This is a genomic window from Nitrosopumilus sp., from assembly GCF_025699125.1.
Taxonomy (GTDB): Archaea; Thermoproteota; Nitrososphaeria; order Nitrososphaerales; family Nitrosopumilaceae; genus Nitrosopumilus.
The window spans coordinates 618,601-642,745 of sequence record NZ_JAILWC010000001.1 but is presented as its reverse complement, the minus strand read 5'-3'; the positions used below and the strand labels follow the sequence as shown (position 1 = coordinate 642,745).

The following is a 24,145-nucleotide window of genomic DNA, read 5'->3' as shown; positions in this document are numbered from 1 at the left end:
TATCCTAGTGGGTATTGCCTTGGGCATAGTAATTACACTAGCTGTAATTATTGGTTCTCCTGCTATTGGTGGATTTGATTCTATGCGCTAGTTGCAAAATTTTCTAAATGCTTTCTCAAAAATTTCAAGCGATCTTTCAATGTCTTTATCTGACAGCCATGCTGTGACCGAAATTCTTAATCTTGCCTTGTTTTTGGGAACTGTCGGATATCTAATTGGCTGGGCAAAAACTCCCCTGTTCATCAAGAATTCTCCAAATTCCATGGCCGTTTTTTCATCTCCTATGATTATTGGAATTATATGAGTGGTGGAATTAATTTCAAATCCAATTTGCTTTAATCCTTTAATTAATTTTCTAGTATTTCTTTCTAGTTTTTTCTTTCGTTTTTCTCTATTTGATTTGAATCTCTTTATTGAATATTCAATTAAAAATGAAGGAAGCGCTGATGTGTAAATGAAGGATTTTGATTTATTTATACATAAATCAATTACATTATTTTTTGACGCAACATACCCTCCAAAAGATCCTAAACCTTTACTTAGACTGCTTATGTACAAATCAATTTTCTTTTCCACATTAAAATAACTCGGAGTTCCACTTCCATCTCTTCCAACAACAAAATCTCCGTGCGCATCATCTACTATTGTTATTGCATTTTGTTTTTCTGACAATTCTGATATTTGTTTCAATGACGAAAAATCTCCATCCATGCTGAATATCCCTTCAGTGATTACGAACTTGTTATTTGCTTTTAATTTGAGTTTTTTTTCTAAATCTTGCATGTCATTATGTTTGTAAATAATAATTTTTGAATCAGTAAGCTTACATGATTCAATAATGCTTGCATGATTTAACTCATCACTTAGAATAATGTCTCTTTTCTTGGCAATAGCACTTATTGCCCCTAGATTTGCCATATATCCTGTAGGATATACCAGACTGTTTTGTTGCGATTTATGTTTTGCAAGAATGCTTTCTAATTTTTTATATAATTCATCGTTTCCTGATACTAATCTTGAACTTGATTGAAGTTGATTAATTTGAATTTGTGATGTCTGTATCCCTAAATAATCATTTGAGCATAAATTCAATGATTTTTTATTATTGATAATAATGTGAGACCCTTTGGATTTTCCATATCGTAATTTTCTATAAAGATTCAGTCGTTTTAGATTTTCTAATTCAGAATCAACAAAATTTAGTTTATGATTGGAGGCCAATTTTCTCTATTAATTCTCGGTCTTTTTTAGCCTCATTTCCTCCCATAGTTAAATACCCTTCAGTGATTATCCCATTGGCACCACTTTGGAGAAGTTCCTCTCCAGAATCTTCTAACTTTGATTCTCGACCGCCAGAAATTTTGATTACTGATTCAGGTAGTAAAAATCGTATAACTGAAAAAATTCTAACTATTTCTGAATTTGGAAGATCTGTTTGTAACTCTAATGGAGTTCCAGGCATTGGAACTAGAATGTTAATTGTTACTTCTTCTGGATATAGTCTTCCTAATTCAAGTGCCAATTCCAGTCTCTGTTCTCGTGTTTCTCCTAATCCAATAATCCCGCCAGTACACAATTCTAATCCTGCGTCTCTTGCAATTTTCAATGTTTTCAATCTATCTTCATACGTATGTGTTGTACATATTTCAGGAAATTTTGATTTTGCAGTTTCCAAATTGTGATTGTATCTTTTGACTTTAAGTTCTTTTAGTTTTTTTGCTTGTTCTGGTGTTAGAAATCCCAAACTACACTCCACATTGATCCCTACTTTATCATTGATCTCACTTATAATTTTACAAACTTTTTCGAAATCCCTAGTCGATGGTTCTCTCCAAGCTGCAACAAGACAATATGACTCCGCACCGTCCTCTTTAGCTTTTTGCGCTTTATTTACTACTTCTTTAGGTGAAGGTAATTGATATGTGTCTATATCAGTGTCAAAAAATGCCGATTGTCCACAAAATGTACAGTCTTCACTACAGGCATTTTTTTTGATATTGTTTAATTGTTCAACATCGACTTTATTCCCGTTAAATTCACGAGTTATTTCATTTGCGCATTTTGCTAATTCTTTTAATTTTTCGTCTTGTATATTCAATAATTTTTTTGCGTCTTCTGAAGAAATACTGATTCCTGAAAATACTTTTTCTTGACACTCTTTGATAAATTCTAGTGTACTCATAATCAGAATAATAAATATTCCATTTATAACAATAATGGAAAGGTTAACCTTTCTTTATCATGGGGGTTAACGGTCAAATCACTTGTGATCTTGCAGCTTTTATGGTTAAAATTGTCTTCTCTAAGAGTAATTCTAGTTCTTTTTTAGTAATGGCCAATGGAGGCACTATCATTACAATATTTCCAAGAGTTCTAAGATAGATCCCCTGCCTTTTCCCTTCTTCAAAAAATATTTTGTTTATTGACTTTTTAGGCTGTATTGGTGTTTTTTTCTTTTTGTCTGTGACTAATTCTATTCCCATTAGCATTCCTTTATGTCTAATGTCTCCCACAATATCGATTTCCAAAATTTTTTGATAGTATTTTTCAAAAATTTTAGATGTGCTTTGAATTTTTTCAATCAATTTGTATTTTTTATACATCTTTAGATTTTCTAATGCAACGGCTGCGGCAATTGGATTGCCGGTATATGTATGTCCGTGAAAGAGGTGTTTCCAATCATTGAATTCACCTAAAAATGAATCATATACTTTTTTGCTTGTTAATGTTGCAGCCATTGTGAGATATCCTCCCGTTAACATTTTTCCATATGCTACTATGTCTGGTGTGCTTTTTTGTTCTTGAAATTGAAACATCGAACCTAATCTTCCAAAACCTGTAGCAATTTCATCTAATACAAATATTACATTATATTCCTTACACAATTTATTTATTTTATTTTGAAATCCTTTTGGATAAATGATCACCCCACCTGCAACTTGTGCTCCACTTTCCATGATAAACGCTGCAATGTTGTTCTTTTTTGCAAATTCATTCTCTATTTTTTCTAAACAATGATTTTGATAATCTAAAAAAGTAAATCCTTTTGGAACTCTGTATTTGTTAGGTACCGGAAATTGCAATGTTGTAAATAATTGTTTTTTGAACTTACCAAAAAATTCTGGAATATATCCTACTGACATTGCCCCAAATGTATCTCCATGATATCCGTTTTCCAACGTTGCAATTTTTGTTTTATTTTTCTCTCCTATGTTTTTCCAATACTGTAATGCCATTTTGATGGCAATTTCCATTGCTGAAGAACCATTATCTGAATAAAACACCTTGTGCATTTTTGGAGAAATTTTCACAAGATATTTAGCTAATTTTTCTGCAGGTTCATTAGTTAAATTAAACATTGAGGAATGCTGTAGTTTTTTACTTTGATTTGTAATTGCATTTATTAATTCTGGATTTGAGTGCCCCCAAACATTGCACCACATTGATGCTACCGCATCTAGTGTTTTGTTACCTTTTGAATCTTTTAACCATACTCCTTTCGCACTAGTAATTTCATCAAACAAACCCCATTCTTTCATCTGCGTATTTGGATGCCAAACAAAACTTGTATTTTTCAAACAAACCTGTTATTTCTGATCTTCTTAATAATCAAACGATAAGATTAATCAATTATAATTTTAGATGATATTTGATGAAGTCTTTCTTTATTACTGGAACTGATACTGATGTGGGTAAAACATATGTGACTGCAGGATTAGCGGTGACACTAAAAAAAATGGGGATTGACGTTGGCGTGATGAAACCTTTTGCTGCCGGCGTGGCTCAAAAGAAGGGATTCAAATCCGAAGATATTGAAATTTTATCAAACGCTGCAGGTATAAGTGATCCTGAAAATTTAGTAAACCCTCAATTTTTCCCTATTCCAGCTTCGCCTTACACTGCTTCAAGAATGTTAAAAATTAAACCAAAAATTGCAACTGTGTTGAGTAGCCTCAAAAAATTATCTCAACTTCATGAATTAATTCTAGTTGAAGGAATGGGTGGGATCATGACTCCAATTAAGAAAAATTACTATGTTTCTAGTTTGATTAAAGACATGAATATTCCCACAGTTATTGTTGCTAGTAGTAGAATTGGAACCGTAAATCATACATTAATGACTTGTATTATGTGTAAAAATTACAAAATCCCAATTAAAGGAATCATAATTAATAATTTTGAAAAGGGTTATTCCATATCTGAATTAAAACGAGATATAGAAAACCTAACAGGTGTTAAAGTGTTAGGTTCAATTCCGTTCATTAAAAACATGAGTGATTCTTCATTGCATAGAATATTTACAAAAAATCTAGATATGGGAATTTTTCTAAAATAATTATTCAAATTCGTAAAATTTTAAATTTGTTTATTCCACCTACATTGCTAAACTGTGCAATCTCAAAGATAATTTTTGAAAATGAATTATTTTTTTTAGATAGTATGAATGATCTTTTTTTAATGGGTGTGTTTTTTGATAAAACTAGCCAAATGTTTTCTTTTTCATGTTGAATCTTTTCTAATAAGGATATTTTTTCATTAATTGTGTTTACATCTGAAGATTTTGGTATGCAAATTAATAAAGTCTTTTTTTGGTCTTTTTCTAGAGTTTTAATGTCTGGAATTACAATGTCTATCTCTGTTCCTTGATAATTTATTTTTCTTTGACTGGTGATTAGAGCATTTGTCAGCAAATAATGCAGTAATACTATTGCTAAAATTCCAACTGCTTCTTCTTTTTCTCCCATTGACACAATTTTATCATAACAATTTTCTGTCACATTCTCAATTATTTGATCAAATTTTTTCTCAGAAATTAATTTGGGAATAGTTTGTGAATTTTCAATATATTCAAATATGTATTCCTTAATTGGATTGCAATCTTCGACCATTCTCTATCCTGTTGAGATTATCTTCATGTATTTGGGTTTATCCTGAAATTAATTCTATTTTCCCTACTGGATGTTTTGAAAGTTCATTGTGTATTTTGGCAGTAGGTTTTTCTCTAAAAGTCAAATCACATCTATAACATTTCCAAGCTATGGAATTCATAACTTTACTATCTTTTTTATTATAATAAGGAGATGTGTGTTTGATAAAATACTCTTCAATCCTCTTGGAAATCCATCAAATTCAATTAAAGACAGGCTTAATTTAGGATTAAACTGAGTTACAAACGATGATTAGAATTGAGGATAAAAGACATCAGGAATTATTAAAACAAAAAGATGAGTTGGAAAAGAATCGTCCTCATGATATTGCTGCAATGAGAGGATGGAAACATTCTATGAGTAAAATATTGCAAGAATTAGAACTATTCAAGTAACAACACGCTTAAGTCGTTATAAACTTTAGATAGTTATGAACTGCCATCAAAAAAGTGAAGCCCATGTTTGGAGATTTTCAAAACACACCAAAATGCGTAGATGTGTAAAATGCAAATCTAGAATTCCAATTACTAAGGAGGAATTTGCTCAAAAATGGGGCAATAAAAAAATCCTAGTCAATTAAGTCCTTTTTTAATTTTATAAAATTTCTATGATTGCTAATATTTACAGTCATGGAAATTTTGAAAAAGGTATTCAATGTTTAAAATTATTTTAAAATCTATTCATTAAAGATGTAACGTCTTTCGCCTCTAGATTCCGTATCTGTTTTTACATTTACTAGTACAAACTCTTTCTTTGAATGAACCATGGACTCTTCTGGTAGAAGCCTGTTTTCATGTAATTCCTCATATTCTTCCCATGTCAATTTCTTTCTGTCTCCAATTTCTGCCTCTAAATTCATGTCTTTGACAATCTCTTTGAATTCTGGCTGAATTACTCCGCTAAACACCATTGCACTGCTTCCACTTCCATAAGATCCAAATCCTATTCTTTTCCCTTCTAAATCAATACCTTTCTGAAATTCATATTCCAAACTACTTCTAAAGCCCAAATACAGTGATGCAGTATACAAATTCCCAATCATGCTTGATGCAATTAAAGAACTTGAAAGTTTGGATTCATACACCTCTTGATATTCGTGAGTTTTGGTAAACAGTTTTGTAAATTCATGATCTTTTGCCATAAATTCTTCATCAGCCAATACTGATTCAATTGTTCCACGAGGATCTTTTGGTCTTGGTTCGTCAATTCCTATTTCCTGCAAAATTCGTTTCCATCTGGGTAGTTGACGCCATTCATGTCTTACTAGATATGCTAATGCTTTCTTTCCCATATTGCTATAGGGTAAATGCATATTGATGTAATCCATATGATCTAAAATTGTTTCTCCAGGTTCTATTTTGATTAATCCTGATGAAATTACTTTTTTCTTGTATGATTCAAGCGCTTTTCTAACTTGAATCATATAAAGTAAATTTGAATATTGTCCGTGCACAATTGGTGTTTCTTTCCCAAATGGTCTGTAAAAATCATATTCGTCTTTAATTGATGTAGCTGTTACTTTAGGGTCAAATGCCAACAATCGTGGTTTATCATTTAATAACATCACAACTGCTCCTGCACCCTGAGTCATCTCTCCACTAGAACCCATGTCGTATTTTGCAATATCTGAGACTACTACTAGTGCATGCTTCCCTTCTGCTTCTCCTGCTCTAATCCAATTTGTGTTGTCATAAAGCGCATATGAACCACTAACACATGCAAATTTAGTTTCAACTCCTCCACAGTGCTCAAAAGCACCCTGACCATAAACCTGCTCTAGCATTCCAATAACGTATGAATTCATTGCTTTTGATTCATCAAATGCAGATTCTGTTGAAACGTACAATCTACCAATATCTTCTGGAGACAGTTTATTTTTTTGCATAATTTTCAAACATGCATTTGCTGCAAGACATGCTGGATCTTGATTTGCATCAACGATTGCCATTTGTGACACTCCCAAGCCTTTTTGTAATTTAACTGGGTCTAATCCTCTTGCTTTTGCAAAATCAGCTGCATCAATATACAATCTAGGAATGTATATTGCAATATCATCAATACCAGCTGCCATAAGCTTCGCTCCGATATTTCATTAATAAGGTTATTGTGTGAATTCTAACTAACTAGGAAGGAAATTTTCCTAATTTTTTTAAATTATTTATAAATAATTTGATCGCTATTTTGTTTTTCCAAGTTCAGTTTCAAAAATGTTTTCAAACACTTCAAATGGCTGAGCTCCAAAAATACGAGTAGTTTTTCCGTCAGGACCAATTACAAAAAATGCCGGCGTTCCTGTTAATTCAAGAGATCGGGCATCCTCGTTACTTGCAAGAATTATTTGTGAGTGTTTTTGAGTATTCATACATTCAGACCACTCATCCAAATCTAATCCGACCTCTTGAGCAAATTTCACAAGATTTTCTGATGATGCCCACCCATTATTTTCTCCAGTCCAGTTTGAATATAAAATATCATGATATTCCCAGAATAATTTCTGATCATCAGCACAATGAGCACCATGTGATGCAGTAACAGAATCAGGGCCAATAATGTTGTAGTCTTTGAAAATCATTCGTACTTTTCCGGTTTCTACATAATTTTCTAATATCTGATCCTCAGTTGAATGAAAAAATACATTACAAAAATGACATTGGTAATCCCCAAACTCGACAAGTGTGACAGGTGCATTTGGATTGCCAAGAATAGGTGAACCATTTGCCAAAAATGTATTCATAGTTATTTTTGACGATCCTGACTCTTGAATTTCAGGAGCTGGCTCTATTGTTAATTCTGGTTGACTACCTTGAAATCCTAAAAATATGACAATTATGACTATTGATGCAATACCTGCACCTATTCCAAGCGATGGACCGTGTATCAATGAAGAATTAATTTTTCTGACCCATTTAGTCTTTTGTGCTATTATGGTATTGATGATTTGCCATCGTCAGATTGTTGGCCTAGACTAAAAATCTGTAAAACTCTTGATGATTTTGAATCATTATTTTCTGCAGTAATTGTCACTATCAATGTCTGTCTTTTGAAATTTTCTGGAATGAAAAATTCTGTTTGATATAGGCCGTTTTTATCTGTAATCCCATTGGATGAAAAAACTTTTTGATCATCCTCATTAATTATTGACACACTAATGTTTGTGTTTTGTTTGTAACCATAATTTTGATAAAAATCATTTAGTTTGTTTTGTGATTTTTCAAAAATTTTGACATCTATCTTTACATATTTTTCTGAATATACTCTTTGAGTATATTGTACTACAATTGCTAGTTCATCATTTTTTTCAGTAATTGTCTTATCGTCTGTTGTTTTTTCCAGAAAACTCAAATTGGCAAATTGACCGTTAATGAAAATTATGCCTCTTGAATCTGTTTTTTCCTCAGATACTTTGGAATATGTTATGTATGGAAAGCCTTCGATTGTCTGACCTGAAATACGAATAATTTTTCCACCAAAAAATTCCCTTACCGTTACATCATTACTAATTTGAAATTGATTTTCATCTGTATTAATTTGTCCTGTCTGTAAAAATACAATATTGCTCAATGGATCAACCTGTGCTTCTGCAAGGTAATTCCCAAAAATACTAAAACTCAAAAAGGTTAACATTCCAAATAATGTGAAAAATTTCATTCTATGCATCAAAAATAAGCGTTTATTGTTTTATAAACAATTATTATTCTAGAATAAATTAGAGAGTTTGTTATGGGTGCAAAAGATGTCGTCTTAATTATTGATGATAGTACGGCTATTGGGATTTTACTAACTGAATTTCTTAAAAAATTAGGTTATGCTGACATAAAAACTACTACTACTGGAGAATCTGGATTGGCTCTTTTTAAAGAATTAATAAATAACAAAATTATTCCATTGGTGTTTTTAGATTATAATCTTCCTGATACAAATGCAAAATCTGTAATGTCTCAAATTTTAATAATTCAACCCGATACAAAAATCATAATCGAAACCGCAAGCGGTAAAGACGAAGATCCAATTAAAGAAGTAATTGGATTGGGAGCCTATCATTACATTCAAAAGCCAATTCATTTTGAAGCGATAAAAAATGTAATGAAAATTTTAGAAGAAGAAGAATCCATTCTTGAACATACTTCGTCTGTAGACAATGATGGTTATCATCTCATTGATCGTTACTTTAATACTTACAAACGTGTAACTCTATCACGATTAATCGAACAGAGCAATCTGTCTGAAAAGGATGTCACAACATATCTTAAAAAACTTATTTCTGAAGGAAAAGTTGTAGAACTACAAAATATTCGTGAGATTTGTTGTAATGCCTGTGGAAGTTTGAAACTTGCTCAGATTTATCAATGCCCAAATTGCAAAAATTCTAATTTTGATCAAGTAAAATTAATTGAACATTTTGACTGTGGAAATTTTTCTCCTGAGTCAACATATGGCAATGACAAATGTCCTAAATGTAAAAAACAAATCAAGGCGTTGGGTGTTGATTATAGAGTATTGCATAATAGATATCTGTGCAAGAAGTGTGATGAAATTTTTCAAGACATATCTAATGAATCTCTTTGTTTGAAATGTAATACTTCATTTAAAATTGATAACGGTCGTTGGCGAGAAAGCATGGAATACAAGTTAACACATGCCTACTGATTTTTTATATTTCTTTAATTATTAGCGTATGTTTGAACAATTAATTTGGTGAATATGACTATGAAAAAATATTTAATTCTAATTCTGTTCATAATTTTTGTTAATTTCTCAATAAATGCTTCTTTTGCAGCAGAATTAATTTTACCTGATTGGATATTTGTTGTACATGATTTTTTTATTGATGAAAAAATATCATATACTGAGTTTGGTACTATGATTGAATATTTGCAAAAACATGAAATTGTTCAATTGATTATGGGTGAAGACTATGATCCAGTAACTAATTTTTTGATTACCTCATCCATGCAACAAGAATCACTGTTAAATGAATTTCATGATTGCAGTTCTGATTGGTATATTACTGGATATTTTACTCCTGTCGAAACTGATTATTCTGGTAATTTTTTAAAAATTATGTTGGATGGTGAGCCTCAATATTTTAAATCTGATTTTATCTCTGTAGTTAAAACTGAAGGTTGGGGCAAAACTAGAATGGGCACATACATTGGATGGTATGATGAGTCATTTCATCTTAGTACTGCTCCTCTTGATTCGCACGGAGATAATCTCTTAGTGCAATCAGTCGCAGTTGACTCTGAAATAATAAATCAAAAAACTAGTCTGATTATTCCAAAGTTGCCAAGTCCATGGAATAAAATAATTTTTGAATCCTCAGATATTGGTCCATCAATAAAAGGAAAACATATTGATGTGTATGTTGGCGAGGGAAAGTATGCTGAATTAGAAACATTTCGAATTACAAATTCAGGTAATGATGTTTGTATTAGATCATCAGATAATTGAAAATTATTTGTAAAAAATATTTTTTATTTTATTCGATACTTATGATCAATTAAAAAGAGATTCAAAGAACGCAAATAATTCTCTGAAGAAAAAGAATCCTCTTTCAGGCAACTTTGTTTTATCGTCTGATTTTGCATTTTCAAGATCTTTCTTATTAATTTCTGTGTTTGTTAAATCAGCTCCTGTTAAATCAGCTCCATTCAGTTTAATGTTTGTTAAATCAGCTCCTGTGAGACTTGCTCCTGATAGGTTGGCATTTGTTAAATCAGCTCCTGTTAAATCAGCTCCTGTTAAATCAGCTCCCGAAAGGTTAGCTCCTGTTAAATCAGTCGCAGTCAGATCCGAATTTGAGAGATTTACTTCTTTCAGTAAAATTCCTGAAAGATTTGATGCATGAAGATTTATTCTGTTCATGTTGGAATTTTCAAAGTTAACACGTGTTAGGTCTGAGCCTGATAAATCAGCTCCAGAAAGATCAGCTCCTGATAGGTTGGCATTTGTAAGGTCCGCATTGGTTAGGTCTACCCCATTGAGAATAACTTGCGTTAAATCAGCTCCGGACAGATTTACTCCATTTAGATTCACCCCTGTTAAATCAGCTCCTGATAGGTTGGCATTTGTAAGGTCCGCATTGGTTAGGTCTACCCCATTGAGAATAACTTGCGTTAAATCAGCTCCGGACAGATTTACTCCATTTAGATTCACACTAGTTAGGTCTACCCCATTGAGATTAGTTCCATGCAAATCCGATTCGGTGAGATCCGATCCTTTGAGAATCACTTGTGTTAAGTTATTACCTGTAAGATCTACCTTCATTAAATTAGAGCCTGATAAATTCACCCCTGATAAATTCACCCCTGATAAATTCACCCCTGATAAATTCACCCCTGATAAATTAGCATCTGTAAGTTTTACATTTTTAATTTGCACTCCGGACAGATTCACCCCTGTTAAATCAGCTCCAGACAGATTTACTCCATTTAGATTCACCCCTGATAAATCAGCTCCTGATAGGTTGGCATTTGTAAGGTCCGCATTGGTTAGGTCTACCCCATTGAGAATAACTTGCGTTAAATCAGCTCCTCTCAAATCTATTTCTGTCAAAATTGCATTTGATAGATTAATGTCTTTTAGATTGGCTTCTGACAAATCAGCTCCTGATAGGTTGGCATCTTTAAAATTCGCATTGGTAAGATCAGCTCCTATTAGTTTAGTTTTTAGTAGTTTTGATTTGATGAATACAGCTCCTGTAAGATTTGCTCCTGATAGGTTGGCATTATCTAGCGTTGATTCGCCAAAATTAATACCTGAGAAGTCTGTTTCTGTTAAATCAGCTCCTACAAGATCTACATTGGAAAAACCAACTCCTTTGAAAATACTACCTGTTAAATCAGCTCCGATAAAACTAGCCCCTTTAGCATCCGAATTTCCAAAATTTGAGTATCTTATTGTGGCTCCTTGAAAGTCTGTTCCTCTAAGATCAGTTTCATATAAATTCACATTTGATAAATTACTTCCAGATAACTTTCCTTCTGCAAAACTTACTCCTGAAAATTGAGCTCTTCTAAGATCTGCATCTGTAATAGTGGCATTTCTAAGATCTACATTTCTTATTGTTGTACCTTTAAGGTCAGTGTTTCTCAGAATCGCATTTCCAAGTTCTATCTCTTCGATGAGTTGATTTTTTAGTTTACATCCACTTAAATCAACATTTGGTGCTAATGGTTGATTGCAATGTTCTACAAGATTTTTGTCAGTATCAGTAATCGCTCTCTTTGTAAATAACTGGTCTATTTTTACTATTGGAACTATCTCCAAACCCTGTTTTTGTATTTTTTCTAAAAGGATCTCTAATTCATAAATTTGTTTTTCATTAATTTGATTTACATATTTGTCCTTTTCAGTTTTTGAGAATTCCTGTGGGGATAATGCGACCACTGCAAACCCATCTCTTTCCAGACTGGTTTGTATGTCTTTTAGTGTTTTTTCATGATCAACCCCTTGAATCACATTAAATTCTACTGTATACGTTCCGATGGCAGAACTTGCAGGAAAATGACGGATCTCTGATTTTGGGTTGTATGGGGGAGGGTCATTTTGTACATTTGAGCTAATGTATTTCATGTTGTTTGAGTTTAGAGAGGATATTGTATTCTGATTGAAAATGTCAAAAGGTGGAATAAATCCTGATGGGGATTTGTCTAAAATATTTTTGATGTGATCGTTGCTTTGTTTTAACTGTGCATTTTGTTCTGACTCTGTTAATTCTGAAAATTTATCATAACTCCATCCATTATTTGCAATTTCAATATTGTTGTTTACGTTAATTTTTGTTTTCAAATAATTTGTAAGTTTTGCATCCTGTCCAAATAACTCTCCTATTACTCCTACTGTAAGTCCTGCATTATTTCTGATAAATGTGTCAATCACATCTATTTGTACATCATTTAGCCAGTAATCCTGAACTGTGACAAATCTAAATGCTACACAATTACAATCTTGAACTGTATCTTCTACAAGATCTGGCTCCAACTCTTCTTTAATCTGGATGTCTTCATCAACAGATGATTTGGTAATCTCACTTAAACTTACAATTTCTATTCCATTAATTCTAAATTGATCAATAAGTTTTCCTAACTTTTCTATTTCTGCTAAATCAGCTTTACCAGTATATACCCCAAGATCTGTTTCTGCAAATTCATATGGGTGCATCATTACTACTGCAAATCCATGTTGTTTTAGAAAATTATTTGCTTCATTATATGTGACATCGTTGCTGATGTTTTCCCAAAGATTTGTCTCTACATTAAGAATTGCAGTTTGAGTACTTGCTGGTAGATAATACAATTTTGAATTTTCAAGGGGATATGGTGGCGAATGTGATTCTTGTATGTGTGCTGTAAAGTGAGTAAAATTAAGTTCTTGCAATACCGTTTTTGTATCTTCATTGAATTTGTTTTCTACGGCTATGAATGATTTAGGCACAACTCCCAAAGTTTTATTAATTGCATTATTTGCTTTTAGTAGCAATTCCCGCTGCCCATCTTTATCATAGTTCGTAAGTGGCGAATTATTCCAACTATGACTTCCAATCTCTAATGTTTTGATTGGCCGAGTCATATCTTGTTTTACAAAATTTAATATTTTTGGATCCTCTCCCCAAAAACCGCCTATGATCCCTATGGTTAACGGAGCTACTTTTTTCTGGAACATTGACATGATTTCTATTTGCGGGACATTCAGATAGTAATCTTGAACATCATCTAGCCTAAATGCCACACAATTGCATGTGTTTTCTAAACCTTTAGACGCAAATTCGTCTCTGGGAATTTTAATTTCTAATTCCTCTCCAGTGATTATTCTATTTGTTTCAGCAAAGACTTTGGCTTTTGGAATTGTATCGCTTGGTTGTATGATTGCTTTGAATGTATATTGACCTACCTTTATGTTTGAAAAATAACTCTCTCCTCTATCATTTACTATTGATTGAGATATTTTGTTATTTTTATTATCATATAATTCTACAATGAATTTCCCATCAGTTTTTGTGACTTTGTTAGATGTGTCATTATAAACAGATACAGTAATTAGGTCATCTATTATTTTAGGCCAAGGTGTCTTGATTTTAATTTCTCCCTGATAATTTGGAAAAAATTTAATTTTTTCATCACTTGTGTATGAAATATTTTTCTCAATTATTACTTCAGCTATGTAATAATCATCAATTAGGTTGTTAGACTGCATCCAAAATCTTTTTGATTTGCCATCTTTACCTACAGTATCTTGTTGCCAAATATGACCATCGTTAGATCTTATAAGAATTTCAGCTCCTTCTATCGGCGTTTCCCCATTTTTGTATAATGCTTGAAATATTATCCCTCCTGAAGCAGGAATTGACAAAACAACATTGTCACCCACTACATTTTTAGTCGTACCACTTAACATTCCGTTTACATAAACATCAATTTTGTAGTTAAATCCTGTTGGAAGTAAATCAATTATAATTGGATTCTTTTCTGGGAATTCTATAACCCGATATGGAATTTCGTTTTCATCTTGGAATATTTTTAAAACTGTTTGATAGGTGTCTATTCTGTCCCCTGAAGTATATTTTAAATCAATTGTTATTATGCCTAAATCTTCTATAGCATTTGCTGTGGTCATATCTGTAAGAGATATAAAAATCAGTAAGGGCAGTACTAAAATGAGTTTTGCCATTATGGGTTTTATTTTATTATTTTTCATCAATGCCAATCCTTTTCGCACTAGTCCACTTTGCTTTTCGTTTAAAGAGGTGTAATATAGCAGCATGAAGTAATAATATATCAAGTAACTGTTTGTACCCAAAATTGAAAAATATTGAATAGAGAATTATTTTTGGATCATCTCCATCTATCCTTACTGCCATGGCATTAATTAGATATTGTAATGCAATAAAGAATCCGAATGATGATATCACAAAAAATATGTCTCCTCCCAATATTGATAAAATAGCTGAGGCTAAAACGAAAAAACCCGTTATTGGCACAACAATCATTGAAATTATCATGTATGGAAATGCCAATTTTTGTAAAAATCCAAATCGCTGGTTTGTTAGAGCATCATGGTGTTTAGATACCACTTGTAAATTTCCTCTATACCATCTCTTCCTCTGATTACAAAAATCCTTTAATGTATTAGGTGCTTCTGTATATGCAACTGATTTTGTTGTTCCTCGTATAATCGCTCCTGACTTGAGAATTTTTACTGTCGTATCAAAGTCCTCTACTATTGTTCCTTTATCGTACGCTCCAGTTTCTGTTAATATTGATTTTCTAAAGCAACCCAGAGCTCCTGGTACAATTGTGATTGCTCCAAACATGTCAAACGCACGTCGTGTAATTTGAATTCCTGCGACATATTCCAATGCTTGACACCACGTGATCCAATTATTTTTATTTCTGACTTTTATATTTCCAGCAACTGCAGCTATGTCTTTTTCATTTTCAAACACTTTGACAACTTCTGTTAATGAATTTCTGGATGCCAGTGTGTCTGCATCCAATATGGCAATTATTTCACCTTTGGCAAAATTTAATGCCAAATTAAGTGCCGATGCTTTTCCACCATTGACTTTGTGTAGTACTTTCACTCCTTTACTCTCATATCTTTTTGCAATTTGTAATGTGTCGTCTTCACTACCATCGTCAATCACTATGATGTCTTTATTTGGATAATTGATCTCGATGGTACTTTCTATGGTGTTGCCAATTACTTTTTCTTCATTGTATGCAGGAATAATAATACTCACAAGTGGTGTGTTTGGAGTTGTTGGTACATTATCTTCTTTGTTTTTAGTGTAAATTGCTAACGGAATCATCAATAATGTATTCCAGAAAACTAATGTTAATCCCCATAATATGATTGCTCTATATCCAGATTCCCATGCAGTAAATCCTTCATATGCTAATATTCCTGCAAGTACAAAAGGCAAGAATAGTAGAAACATCGGAAAAACTGCGGGAACTTTTCTATCGGTTCTGTATTTTTTGGTACTCCATTTTCTTGCATCTGTTAACTGATAAGCAACTAAAATTCCCCCTAGAATCATTGCTACTAAACTGAAACTTCCAATTAATAGGTATGAGACGGAAAATAAAAAAACAAAAATTGTTAGTGCAAGTGTGATTAGTATAGGATCTTGTTTGATTTTCACACGTTGATTTGTGGCTTTTCCAATTTCTTTAGTAAATGAACTGTCTTTATGCTTGGTTTTTCCAAAACTGTTTTGATTTTTTCCTATTGATGTAATTTTTTGTTCTGGATTATCTTTATGATTGATTTTATAACATGTTTCATGATACCATAATTTTTGATTTCGTGATGATCTCTCATCTAACTTTATCTCTTTTCCACATTCTGTACAATTTACTAAATTTGGATTAAGTAAAAATGATTCATTTTTTTTTATGGTTGGTTCTAATGGTCTGGGTTCAATCTCAAATGATTCTTTAATATCATATCCTGTAATTTTCTTAAAATATATTTTATCTGAATTAACTATCTCCTTGTTATGTTTGATCCTGTTTAGGAGATATTGATTTCTCCCATAGTCTCCCTTTGATTCTTTCATAGCCTCTGTGAGTTTTGAAATCAGGAAATTTTTGTCCAATTTTTATTATGAATGCATATTTTAGGATTATATGTGAGTCAGTCATGAAAATTCTCCTTTATGTCTATTTTTTTACCATTTTGAAATCCGAATTTGTCTAATTACCTATTTTGTTCTTTTTTGCTATAACCGCAATGAACATACACTAGTGTGATATTCTGAAATTGAATTGATTTCTTTTGATTATAGAATACTCAGTGAATTTAAAATAAAAAAATCCAAAATTGACACATTATCAAATTCTATTATGGCCCACAAAGATCCTAAAAGTGTGGAGGCAAAAGGAGCTTCTGAATTCCTTGACGTACTGATTGATGAAATTGACAAATTCTATGAAAAACATAGTGAAATTCTATCAAATAAAGGAAAAAGACCTCATACTTGTTCACGTTTGACCGAAAATAAACAATGGAATGAAAACATAGAAAGTTTTTTTGAAAAAAATCCTCGTAGAAGACCTCGAAAATAGTCTTTACAAAATTCGTTTCATATGTATGATTTTTAATTATTAATCTAAATAAAAGGGTCCAGATTACACGATTTATGAAGAAAATCTTTGTTAATGGATATGGTTCTATTGGCAGTAGAATTACTTCGTTTCTAAAAGATGATCCTGAGATTACGGTTATTGGTGTGGGAAAGTATTCTCCCGATGACAAAGTGAACATCGCAATTTCTAGAGGTTTGAATGTATATGTTCCAGAAAAAAAGATGGATGATTTTGCAAATTATAAAATTACAGGCTCTATAGAATCTGCACTTAATGATTGTGATTTAGTTATAGATGCAGCACCTGGAGGCCATGGTTATAAAAATAAAATAAATCTCTATGAGCCAAAAAATATCCCTGCAATTTATCAAGGTGGTGAAACAGTTGTTGGAAACGAAGCTGTTTCGGATTTATTGTTTAATTCAAGAGTAAATTATGATCAAGCATTAGGAAAACGGCATGTAATGCAAGGAAGCTGTAATGTTACTGGGATGGGTAGAATTTTAGAACCATTGCGTGTCAAATTTGGAGATAGGCTAATTCGTTTTGATGTAACTTTAGTACGAAGATGGGCTGATATTGAGCAAACAGAAAAAAATGTTGTAGATACAATAGAAATGTCTGAAAAACCTCATCATGGAGATGATGTTAAGATGTATTTTGGAAAAGAAGCCCCCCTTTATGTTCGGGCAATCAAGGTTCCAACACGGCAAATGCATTTACACATTATGGATATTCGATTCCAAGACGTGGCTCCAAAACCCTCTGAAATTCATGAACTTTTTACAAATGAATTCGGTGTTGCAACTATTTGGACTGCTAAAGGAACTAAAGATATACGAGATTATGCCGAAAAGATGGGCTTTAATTTTACAGATACAAACATGATTCATATTCATGCAAACATGACTACGTCTATCGGCGACACCGTTCAAATGATGTATTCTGATGACCAAACAGGTATTGTAATTCCTGAAAATCACATGCTTTTACAAGCAATGCTGTTTGAAAAATCATACGAAGATGCTTTTGTTCATACTGAATCAATATTTCATATGAAGGAAAAAAAAGAAAAACTACAAGAGTATTTTGCTAAAAAGTAATTTATTTTTTCATACGTTCTATTCTTATCTTTACTGGAATGTTCTTACTAACTTTCTCTACGATTATTCTAAGATTTTCAAGTTCTAGTTTGTCTCCTTCTTGAGGAATATCTTGTAATCTTTCATGCAATAAACCATTAAGGGTGCTATAATCATCTCCTTCTGGTAGATCTGATTTAAAAATATCATTTACTCTTTCTATTTCTATTTCTCCACTTGTGATGATGGTATCTTTGTCAATTGATTGATGGTCTACACCTGGTGAAATATCTGTTTCATCTTCAATATCTCCTATAATCTCCTCGATTAAATCTTCTAGTGTTACCAAACCTTCTACCCCACCATGTTCATCAATTACAATTGCCATGTGTGTTTTCCTGCCTTTCATTTCTTTTAATAGGGAACTTACCATCTTTTCTTGAGATACAAATACTGGTTCTCTTGCAATTTGTTCTAAAGTTTTCATTTTGTTATCTAATTCAACTTCTTTTAACACATCTCTGACATGAATAAATCCTATGATGTCATCATTTGTTTCTCCATAAATCGGTATTCTTGAGTGAGCATTTTGATTGATTAAAGGCAAAGCATCAAACAACAACATTTTTGCAGGTAGTGTTGTCATCTTAGTTCGTGGGGTCATCACTGTTCGAATTACAGTATCATCAAATTCCAATGCACTGTGAACAAGATCACTTTCATCTTTTTCTAATGCGTCATCTGCTAAACCCTGTTCTATAATTCCTTTGATTTCTTCTTCTGTAATTGGTGGTGCATGATAACTACTTCCAGTTATTCTCACCATTGTTTTTGTAATTATTTCAAATAGTTTCACTACGGGCCAAAATGCATAACTAAATACTAATAATACAGGTGCAAATCGTAATGCAATCTTTGTAGCATTGGCATTACAATATGTTTTTGGAGTTATTTCTCCAAACACTAGAATCAAAAATGTCATGATTCCCACTGCTATTGCCAAACCATCGTTCCCAAAAATTCTAATTGCAACGCTAGTTGCAAATGCAGAAGATCCTACATTAACTAGATTATTTCCAAGATTTACACTTGACATCATCCATCCAGGATTATGTTTTAATTTGTAGAGGGCTTCGGAACCTTTTACTTTTTGTTTTCTTAATTGATTTACTTTTGAATGTCTAGTTCCAACTAGAGCTACTTCCAAACCACTAAAGAAACCAGATAATCCTATGAGAATAGCTAAAGCAGATAACTCCATCCAAAGTTCTACCATGATTTCCTCCAGAAAATTATGTCCGAATAACAGATAAGGTCATTCATTTTATGTATTATGCACCATCGCTTGGTTGAATTCTTTTTGTAACTCTTAGATTTAACTCTTAATGTACAAAAATTAATCATAATTGAATTAACAGAAAAAGGTGCCTAATTTTTTGGAGGATTTGCAAAAATATTGTTGGGATTTTGGTGATATTCTACTGGCAACATCGCATCTTTTTGTCTGCCTGTCAAAATTCCAACCACGACATCATCTTTTTTGATTATCTCTTGTGCAATCAACTTTTTAATGCCTACTACAGAAGCACCTGATGCCATTTCACAATCAAATCCATTTAACCCCACCACTGACATTCCATCAAGCATTTCAGAATCAGACACAGTAGTTACCACCCCATTTGTAAATTCTAATGCACGTAAGCCTTTCAAAATATTTGCAGGTCTTCCAATTTGAATGGCCGTAGCTTTGGTTTTAGGCTTAATTCCTTGTTTATCTAAATGCTCATAATATCTAGAAATTAATTCTGTATTTGGATTTCCTTTATTCCATCTGATTTCTTCATCTTCAAATTTTCCGTTATACAAATCCGATAATGTACTTGCACCCTCTGAATTAATTACTGCAATTCTAGGAATTTTTTTGATCCATCCCCACTCATATAATTCCATCAGTGCTTTTCCACAGCTAGAAGTATTTCCTAATGCCCCTCCTGGATAAACTATCCAATCAGGTACTTCCCAATTCAAATATTCTAGCGCTCTAAACGGAATTGTTTTTTGACCTTCAATTCTAAACGGATTAACAGAGTTTACAGTATATCCTTCATGATTTTGTGCATCCTCCAAGGATTGCTTTAATGCATCATCAAAATTCCCATTAACTTCTAAAATTTGAGCTCCGAATTGATAAGCTTGACTAAGTTTTCCTGGTGCAATTTGCCCCGCTGGTATATACACATCACAATCAATGCCTTCATTTGCCGCAAACATCCCCGCAGATGCAGATGTGTTTCCAGTTGATGCACAAACAATTTTCTTAGCTCCTACCATCTTTGCATGTGTAACAGCTGTTGCCATCCCATTATCTTTGAAAGATCCACTGGGATTGTATCCTTCAGGCTGTAACCATAAATTTCTAGTTGAAATTCCTATAAAGTCTGCAGCTTTTGACATTTGATATGGCTTTGATTGCCTGCCTTCTGCACCGTCTAGAGACACTAAGTATTTTGAACATTCTTCAAGATTTTCTGTATCTATTTGACAGAAATTCAACAATTCTCTAAATCTCCAAACTCCACTTTCATTAAAAATACTGTTTTCGGAATTACGTCTTTTGTAAAATACTTCTTTTAAATCTGTAGAAGGGACCTTCTTGTATTTTACATCTAATAGATGTCCATTGGTGCATTGAACGTTTGTACTTTCAACAGGATATTCTAAACCACATTTTGGATCAATACACTTTAGATACGCATCTCCTTGCATTATCTTTACAGATATTTACTGATAATTTAAAGCAAATGTGTACATTTTAGACAAGTGGAGTTATTTTCCTAAACTTTAGATTAGATGCAACTCAAAAATTATTGTGGTAACATATAACGATCATCTTAAAAACATACTCGTTCAGATTCTCGAATCTTATAATCATCTAAAAGAAATCAAAGATAAGCCAGGAGATCTTAAAAATATTGAAAAAGAAATGCTAAAAATTAATGGATTTCTAAAAGTGATTGTAAATAAAATTGGTTTTGAGAATATCCATTTATCTGATTTTAGACCATTAAAATCTAAAATCAAACAATATCTGGAAAATTATTCATTTGAACAAGAGATTGACACAATGATCCCTTTGTATTCTGATGATGTACATAGAGTAAAAAATATGAGACTGAAAATTTTAGAATCCTTGGAAGACAAAAAAATGATTTATGATGTTGAGGGATTAATTGAGAAATTATGACTGATAAGAAAAAATGCATAATATGTGGATGTAAAGATCACAAATTATTTGGCTGTTCTAGACATATTGTAAAAAAATGCAGCTGTTACAAATATGACAAACATGAGAAATAATTATTTTCTTTTTGGTCCAGACCTTTCATGAAAATTCAAACAACATTTACATTCTTTTTCGATGCATTCTGATTCGTTATGATGACCACATATTCCACATTCGCAGCTTTTTGACATATCCTAATGTATATTTTATTTAGAATATAATTTATCCACCAAATTTTTATGAGTTTATAGTCAAATGAGGCTATTTTTTAGATTTTGATTTTTTTACAGGTTTCTCTTTTGCTTCTAATTCTTTTTTAATTTCATCAGCTTTGCTATCTACAGCTTTAATAATTTCCTGAATTAAACCATCAAGATCACTGTCTGTTGCCGGTGGTTCTACAGTACTAGCAATCTCATTAATCGTACTTGAAATTTCTGAACTCACATCTTCAAAACTTTCAGGATCTTCATAAGCTGCATTATATAGTGATTTGAGATTATTTACATGGCCAATTACTTGTTCTGTTAACACAATTTTATAATCAGTTCCATTAACATCAAATTCTTTTGTACTCATACCTGTTTTTCAAATTCTTTTGTTTATAATGTTTTTCAGATGTTTTAGTATGAACATTTGCAGATCAGTCAAATATAATTATGCTAGTAATTATCGAAAAACTTCCCAGTATGGCAATATTGCCATAAACTAGTTCTACTTTATCCTTCACTAATGGTGATTCTTATGTTGCTATCATTTGATTTCAGTATTGAAATTTGCTTGCCATCGTATCCTTTCTAAAAAATTCTGATTAAATTTATCCTCAATTTTCATAGATGTCTTTTCCACAATGTATGCAAAAATATGTTCCGTTGGGAGTCCAATAATGATTACACACAGATCCATCCATGTTATTTTCTGTATTTTTAAGTTCATTAGACTCGGGGGTTGAAAAGTTATGCTAATTACCAAACTATATCAACACAGTTTTGATTTTTGCCACTGTCCATATTGAGTAAACAAAATATCTGTGGAATTCATAGTTTAGATTACAAATTTATTTTTACCATCTTTTACCTTTTTTCTTTAATGTGTTTTTTGCATTTTTAGATAAAGTATCTAATGTGTGTGAATCATAATTTGCACCAGTAAAATCTACTGACGTTAAAATCGCCCCCTCAAAATTTGTATGTCTTAAATTTACTCCACTAAGATTTGCATCACTTAGATCAGCATTTCTTAAATCTGCATAAAACAAATCTGCACCATTAATGTCTGCACCGCGAAGATCTACTCCATACATTTCTGTATCCCATAATTTTGCATTAGAAATATCAGCATTTCTCATATCTGCACCTCTTAGTTTTACATAAAATAAGATGGAATAACTAAGGTTAGCTCCTCTAAGATCTGTGCAACTAAGGTCTGCATTATGTATGTCCCTATTCTTAAGATTCACTCCACTCATATTTGTATTAGATAAGTCTCTGCCTATCAATTCCTCATAATCAAAATTAATTTTTGTGAGATTCCGTTTTCGAAAAACATCCGAATCCATCTTACATTAAAAATAAAAAAGATACATTTGAATTTTACATCAAATTATTACTAGGAATTAAAAATTCAAAATACTATGTAATCTAATGCTGATGCATCACTGATTAATCTAGTGTGCTTGGAACCTATCACATAACCATTTTTTATATCGCTTGCAGGAATCCATCTGTTTGTAGATGAATAGTGCCTTTTTTCTGCTAACTCTCTTTCAATTGCCTCTATGTCAAATTCACCTTCTTCAACTTGTTGAGTTGTAAGATGTTTAATTGTAACAAGAATTTTTGTAACTTTGACACGATCCCCAAACTTCCATTTTGAAGGAGGTGTTTCATCTGATACTTCTAATACCTTAATTTTCATTTGTTTGTTTCCAAAAGCATCATGGCTTATGAGTATTCTCTCATCAGTAAATTCTTCAAAACTTATGCGCGAATTTACTTCTGCATCAGACACAGTTTCCAGTAGCGCATCTGTTCTAATCTCACTTGATTCAACATCTGTTTTTTCTTCAGACAACATTTTCAGTTGCACCTTATCCTTAAAAAATGATTTGTACATTTATTCACTTAGGCACTAGTTCTTTGTTTTGTTTTAAAGGGCATCTGACATTCTTTTAGGAATAATTCTTTTCTTTTGCCATCTGTTTTTGCAAAAAATTTCCCTTCATAGGTACAAACACAATCCGTTATTTCTATTGATTCATCCCAAATCTTAAAAAATTCTCGTAATTCTCTATTTTCATATTTTCCCACATCGATTCTTTTTTTTGACAAAAATTTGAATGCTAACAAAACATTTCTCTTTTCATAAATATCAAAAGTCTTAATCCAAGATAAACATCGCTCAATTTGATCTCCTGGAACGGGAAGTGATGTACTAGTTCCCGATTTTGCTTCTATGGTAAATATTGCACTGGCTTCTGTATTCACAGCTAATACATCTGGTAATGCTATGCTTGGGGAGCCAAGTCTAAATGCTTTCCACTTTTCAGTATTATTGAATCTCTTTACAATGGCATCTTCCCATTGATAGCCTCTTTGTCTTCTTGTTCTTGCGGCGTTTTGATTATTTTTACTCTTTTCTTTTTTTGTTTTTTGCTTTATTATTGTCAATGCCGCAACTTTTTTTCTCATTGACATTTTATTCTAATTATAGATATAGAAAAGAAGGTAATTACATAATAACTCAATAAATTGTTAGATT

Annotated in this window: 22 protein-coding genes; 7 read left to right on the top strand and 15 right to left on the bottom strand. The window is 32.1% G+C overall.

Going from position 1 to position 24,145, the window contains the following annotated elements:
* Window positions 1–87 precede the first annotated feature (87 nt).
* The 3 genes from K5783_RS03890 to bioA all read right to left on the bottom strand — a co-directional run bounded on the left by K5783_RS03890 (window position 88) and on the right by bioA (window position 3,578).
* A complete protein-coding gene (locus K5783_RS03890; RefSeq protein ID WP_297472224.1) occupies window positions 88–1,221 on the bottom strand; it encodes a pyridoxal phosphate-dependent aminotransferase family protein in 1,134 nt (377 codons plus the stop codon).
* Window positions 1,205–2,182 (bottom strand): biotin synthase BioB, encoded by a 978-nt coding sequence (bioB, locus tag K5783_RS03885; protein WP_297472223.1) that lies wholly within the window; start codon window positions 2,180–2,182, stop codon window positions 1,205–1,207. The genes K5783_RS03890 and bioB overlap by 17 nt, the downstream gene beginning before the upstream one ends.
* A 73-nt stretch (window positions 2,183–2,255) precedes the next feature.
* Window positions 2,256–3,578, bottom strand: coding sequence for an adenosylmethionine--8-amino-7-oxononanoate transaminase (bioA, locus tag K5783_RS03880; RefSeq protein WP_297472222.1), 1,323 nt, complete (start codon window positions 3,576–3,578; stop codon window positions 2,256–2,258).
* A 74-nt stretch (window positions 3,579–3,652) separates the two neighbouring features.
* On the opposite strand from bioA, the gene bioD reads away from it, so the two are divergent.
* Window positions 3,653–4,336, top strand: a complete 684-nt coding sequence (bioD, locus tag K5783_RS03875) for a dethiobiotin synthase (RefSeq protein WP_297472221.1) — start codon at window positions 3,653–3,655, stop codon at window positions 4,334–4,336.
* A gap of 4 nt (window positions 4,337–4,340) precedes the next feature.
* Here bioD and K5783_RS03870 read toward each other — a convergent pair whose 3' ends face one another.
* Window positions 4,341–4,889 (bottom strand): hypothetical protein, encoded by a 549-nt coding sequence (locus K5783_RS03870; RefSeq protein WP_297472220.1) that lies wholly within the window; start codon window positions 4,887–4,889, stop codon window positions 4,341–4,343.
* 287 nt (window positions 4,890–5,176) lie between these two features.
* Here K5783_RS03870 and K5783_RS03865 point away from each other — a divergent pair, with 287 nt between their 5' ends.
* Window positions 5,177–5,323 carry a hypothetical protein gene (locus tag K5783_RS03865; protein ID WP_297472219.1) on the top strand — a complete coding sequence of 49 codons (147 nt, stop codon included), beginning with the start codon at window positions 5,177–5,179 and terminating at the stop codon, window positions 5,321–5,323.
* A gap of 281 nt (window positions 5,324–5,604) precedes the next feature.
* On the opposite strand, the gene K5783_RS03860 is transcribed toward K5783_RS03865, so the two are convergent.
* From K5783_RS03860 to K5783_RS03850, 3 genes are all read right to left on the bottom strand, one after another.
* Window positions 5,605–6,999, bottom strand: a complete 1,395-nt coding sequence (locus K5783_RS03860; protein ID WP_297472218.1) for a hydroxymethylglutaryl-CoA synthase — start codon at window positions 6,997–6,999, stop codon at window positions 5,605–5,607.
* A gap of 105 nt (window positions 7,000–7,104) precedes the next feature.
* Window positions 7,105–7,809 (bottom strand): thioredoxin domain-containing protein, encoded by a 705-nt coding sequence (locus K5783_RS03855; RefSeq protein WP_297472217.1) that lies wholly within the window; start codon window positions 7,807–7,809, stop codon window positions 7,105–7,107.
* 41 nt (window positions 7,810–7,850) lie between these two features.
* Window positions 7,851–8,576, bottom strand: a complete 726-nt coding sequence (locus K5783_RS03850) for a hypothetical protein (RefSeq protein ID WP_297472216.1) — start codon at window positions 8,574–8,576, stop codon at window positions 7,851–7,853.
* 72 nt (window positions 8,577–8,648) lie between these two features.
* Between K5783_RS03850 and K5783_RS03845 the strand changes: the two genes are divergently transcribed.
* Together K5783_RS03845 and K5783_RS03840 are read left to right on the top strand one after the other, a co-directional pair.
* On the top strand, window positions 8,649–9,575 hold the full coding sequence (locus K5783_RS03845) for a response regulator (RefSeq protein ID WP_297472215.1): 927 nt from the start codon (window positions 8,649–8,651) through the stop codon (window positions 9,573–9,575).
* 60 nt (window positions 9,576–9,635) lie between these two features.
* Window positions 9,636–10,379 (top strand): 3D domain-containing protein, encoded by a 744-nt coding sequence (locus K5783_RS03840; protein WP_297472214.1) that lies wholly within the window; start codon window positions 9,636–9,638, stop codon window positions 10,377–10,379.
* 45 nt (window positions 10,380–10,424) lie between these two features.
* Here the strand turns inward: K5783_RS03840 and K5783_RS03835 are convergent, their stop codons facing one another.
* Together K5783_RS03835 and K5783_RS03830 are read right to left on the bottom strand one after the other, a co-directional pair.
* On the bottom strand, window positions 10,425–14,645 hold the full coding sequence (locus K5783_RS03835) for a pentapeptide repeat-containing protein (RefSeq protein WP_297472213.1): 4,221 nt from the start codon (window positions 14,643–14,645) through the stop codon (window positions 10,425–10,427).
* On the bottom strand, window positions 14,614–16,491 hold the full coding sequence (locus K5783_RS03830; RefSeq protein WP_297472212.1) for a glycosyltransferase family 2 protein: 1,878 nt from the start codon (window positions 16,489–16,491) through the stop codon (window positions 14,614–14,616). Before K5783_RS03830 ends, K5783_RS03835 begins: the two co-directional genes overlap by 32 nt.
* A 286-nt stretch (window positions 16,492–16,777) precedes the next feature.
* On the opposite strand from K5783_RS03830, the gene K5783_RS03825 reads away from it, so the two are divergent.
* Window positions 16,778–16,999: a hypothetical protein gene (locus K5783_RS03825; RefSeq protein WP_297472211.1), complete on the top strand. Its 222-nt coding sequence runs from the start codon at window positions 16,778–16,780 to the stop codon at window positions 16,997–16,999.
* Between the two features lie 74 nt (window positions 17,000–17,073).
* Window positions 17,074–18,123 carry a type II glyceraldehyde-3-phosphate dehydrogenase gene (locus tag K5783_RS03820; protein WP_297472210.1) on the top strand — a complete coding sequence of 350 codons (1,050 nt, stop codon included), beginning with the start codon at window positions 17,074–17,076 and terminating at the stop codon, window positions 18,121–18,123.
* A gap of 1 nt (window position 18,124) precedes the next feature.
* Here K5783_RS03820 and K5783_RS03815 read toward each other — a convergent pair whose 3' ends face one another.
* Window positions 18,125–19,378: a hemolysin family protein gene (locus K5783_RS03815; RefSeq protein WP_297472209.1), complete on the bottom strand. Its 1,254-nt coding sequence runs from the start codon at window positions 19,376–19,378 to the stop codon at window positions 18,125–18,127.
* Between the two features lie 152 nt (window positions 19,379–19,530).
* Window positions 19,531–20,868, bottom strand: coding sequence for a threonine synthase (locus K5783_RS03810; RefSeq protein WP_297472208.1), 1,338 nt, complete (start codon window positions 20,866–20,868; stop codon window positions 19,531–19,533).
* 103 nt (window positions 20,869–20,971) lie between these two features.
* Here K5783_RS03810 and K5783_RS03805 point away from each other — a divergent pair, with 103 nt between their 5' ends.
* Window positions 20,972–21,346 (top strand): hypothetical protein, encoded by a 375-nt coding sequence (locus K5783_RS03805; RefSeq protein WP_297472207.1) that lies wholly within the window; start codon window positions 20,972–20,974, stop codon window positions 21,344–21,346.
* Between the two features lie 300 nt (window positions 21,347–21,646).
* Here the strand turns inward: K5783_RS03805 and K5783_RS03800 are convergent, their stop codons facing one another.
* From K5783_RS03800 to K5783_RS03785, 4 genes are all read right to left on the bottom strand, one after another.
* The gene (locus K5783_RS03800) at window positions 21,647–21,964 is read right to left on the bottom strand and encodes a hypothetical protein (RefSeq protein ID WP_297472206.1); all 318 of its coding nucleotides are present in this window, start codon (window positions 21,962–21,964) and stop codon (window positions 21,647–21,649) included.
* A 484-nt stretch (window positions 21,965–22,448) separates the two neighbouring features.
* Window positions 22,449–22,943 (bottom strand): pentapeptide repeat-containing protein, encoded by a 495-nt coding sequence (locus K5783_RS03795; RefSeq protein WP_297472205.1) that lies wholly within the window; start codon window positions 22,941–22,943, stop codon window positions 22,449–22,451.
* Window positions 22,944–23,008: 65 nt separating this feature from the next.
* Complete coding sequence (locus K5783_RS03790; protein ID WP_297472204.1) at window positions 23,009–23,461, bottom strand: hypothetical protein; 453 nt, start codon at window positions 23,459–23,461, stop codon at window positions 23,009–23,011.
* Between the two features lie 47 nt (window positions 23,462–23,508).
* On the bottom strand, window positions 23,509–24,075 hold the full coding sequence (locus tag K5783_RS03785; RefSeq protein WP_297472705.1) for a resolvase: 567 nt from the start codon (window positions 24,073–24,075) through the stop codon (window positions 23,509–23,511).
* Window positions 24,076–24,145: the final 70 nt, after the last annotated feature.

What these genes read in the sequence shown, in the direction of transcription:
- K5783_RS03850 (WP_297472216.1), bottom strand. Translation starts at nt 8,576, where the DNA reads ATGAAATTTTTCACATTATTTGGAATGTTAACCTTTTTGAGTTTTAGT.
- K5783_RS03815 (WP_297472209.1), bottom strand. Translation starts at nt 19,378, where the DNA reads ATGGTAGAACTTTGGATGGAGTTATCTGCTTTAGCTATTCTCATAGGA.
- K5783_RS03860 (WP_297472218.1), bottom strand. Translation starts at nt 6,999, where the DNA reads ATGGCAGCTGGTATTGATGATATTGCAATATACATTCCTAGATTGTAT.
- K5783_RS03840 (WP_297472214.1), top strand. Translation starts at nt 9,636, where the DNA reads ATGAAAAAATATTTAATTCTAATTCTGTTCATAATTTTTGTTAATTTC.
- K5783_RS03870 (WP_297472220.1), bottom strand. Translation starts at nt 4,889, where the DNA reads ATGGTCGAAGATTGCAATCCAATTAAGGAATACATATTTGAATATATT.
- K5783_RS03795 (WP_297472205.1), bottom strand. Translation starts at nt 22,943, where the DNA reads ATGGATTCGGATGTTTTTCGAAAACGGAATCTCACAAAAATTAATTTT.
- K5783_RS03820 (WP_297472210.1), top strand. Translation starts at nt 17,074, where the DNA reads ATGAAGAAAATCTTTGTTAATGGATATGGTTCTATTGGCAGTAGAATT.
- K5783_RS03785 (WP_297472705.1), bottom strand. Translation starts at nt 24,075, where the DNA reads ATGAGAAAAAAAGTTGCGGCATTGACAATAATAAAGCAAAAAACAAAA.
- K5783_RS03865 (WP_297472219.1), top strand. Translation starts at nt 5,177, where the DNA reads ATGATTAGAATTGAGGATAAAAGACATCAGGAATTATTAAAACAAAAA.
- K5783_RS03845 (WP_297472215.1), top strand. Translation starts at nt 8,649, where the DNA reads ATGGGTGCAAAAGATGTCGTCTTAATTATTGATGATAGTACGGCTATT.
- bioB (WP_297472223.1), bottom strand. Translation starts at nt 2,182, where the DNA reads ATGAGTACACTAGAATTTATCAAAGAGTGTCAAGAAAAAGTATTTTCA.
- K5783_RS03790 (WP_297472204.1), bottom strand. Translation starts at nt 23,461, where the DNA reads ATGTTGTCTGAAGAAAAAACAGATGTTGAATCAAGTGAGATTAGAACA.
- K5783_RS03830 (WP_297472212.1), bottom strand. Translation starts at nt 16,491, where the DNA reads ATGAAAGAATCAAAGGGAGACTATGGGAGAAATCAATATCTCCTAAAC.
- bioD (WP_297472221.1), top strand. Translation starts at nt 3,653, where the DNA reads ATGAAGTCTTTCTTTATTACTGGAACTGATACTGATGTGGGTAAAACA.
- K5783_RS03800 (WP_297472206.1), bottom strand. Translation starts at nt 21,964, where the DNA reads ATGAGTACAAAAGAATTTGATGTTAATGGAACTGATTATAAAATTGTG.
- K5783_RS03810 (WP_297472208.1), bottom strand. Translation starts at nt 20,868, where the DNA reads ATGCAAGGAGATGCGTATCTAAAGTGTATTGATCCAAAATGTGGTTTA.
- K5783_RS03825 (WP_297472211.1), top strand. Translation starts at nt 16,778, where the DNA reads ATGGCCCACAAAGATCCTAAAAGTGTGGAGGCAAAAGGAGCTTCTGAA.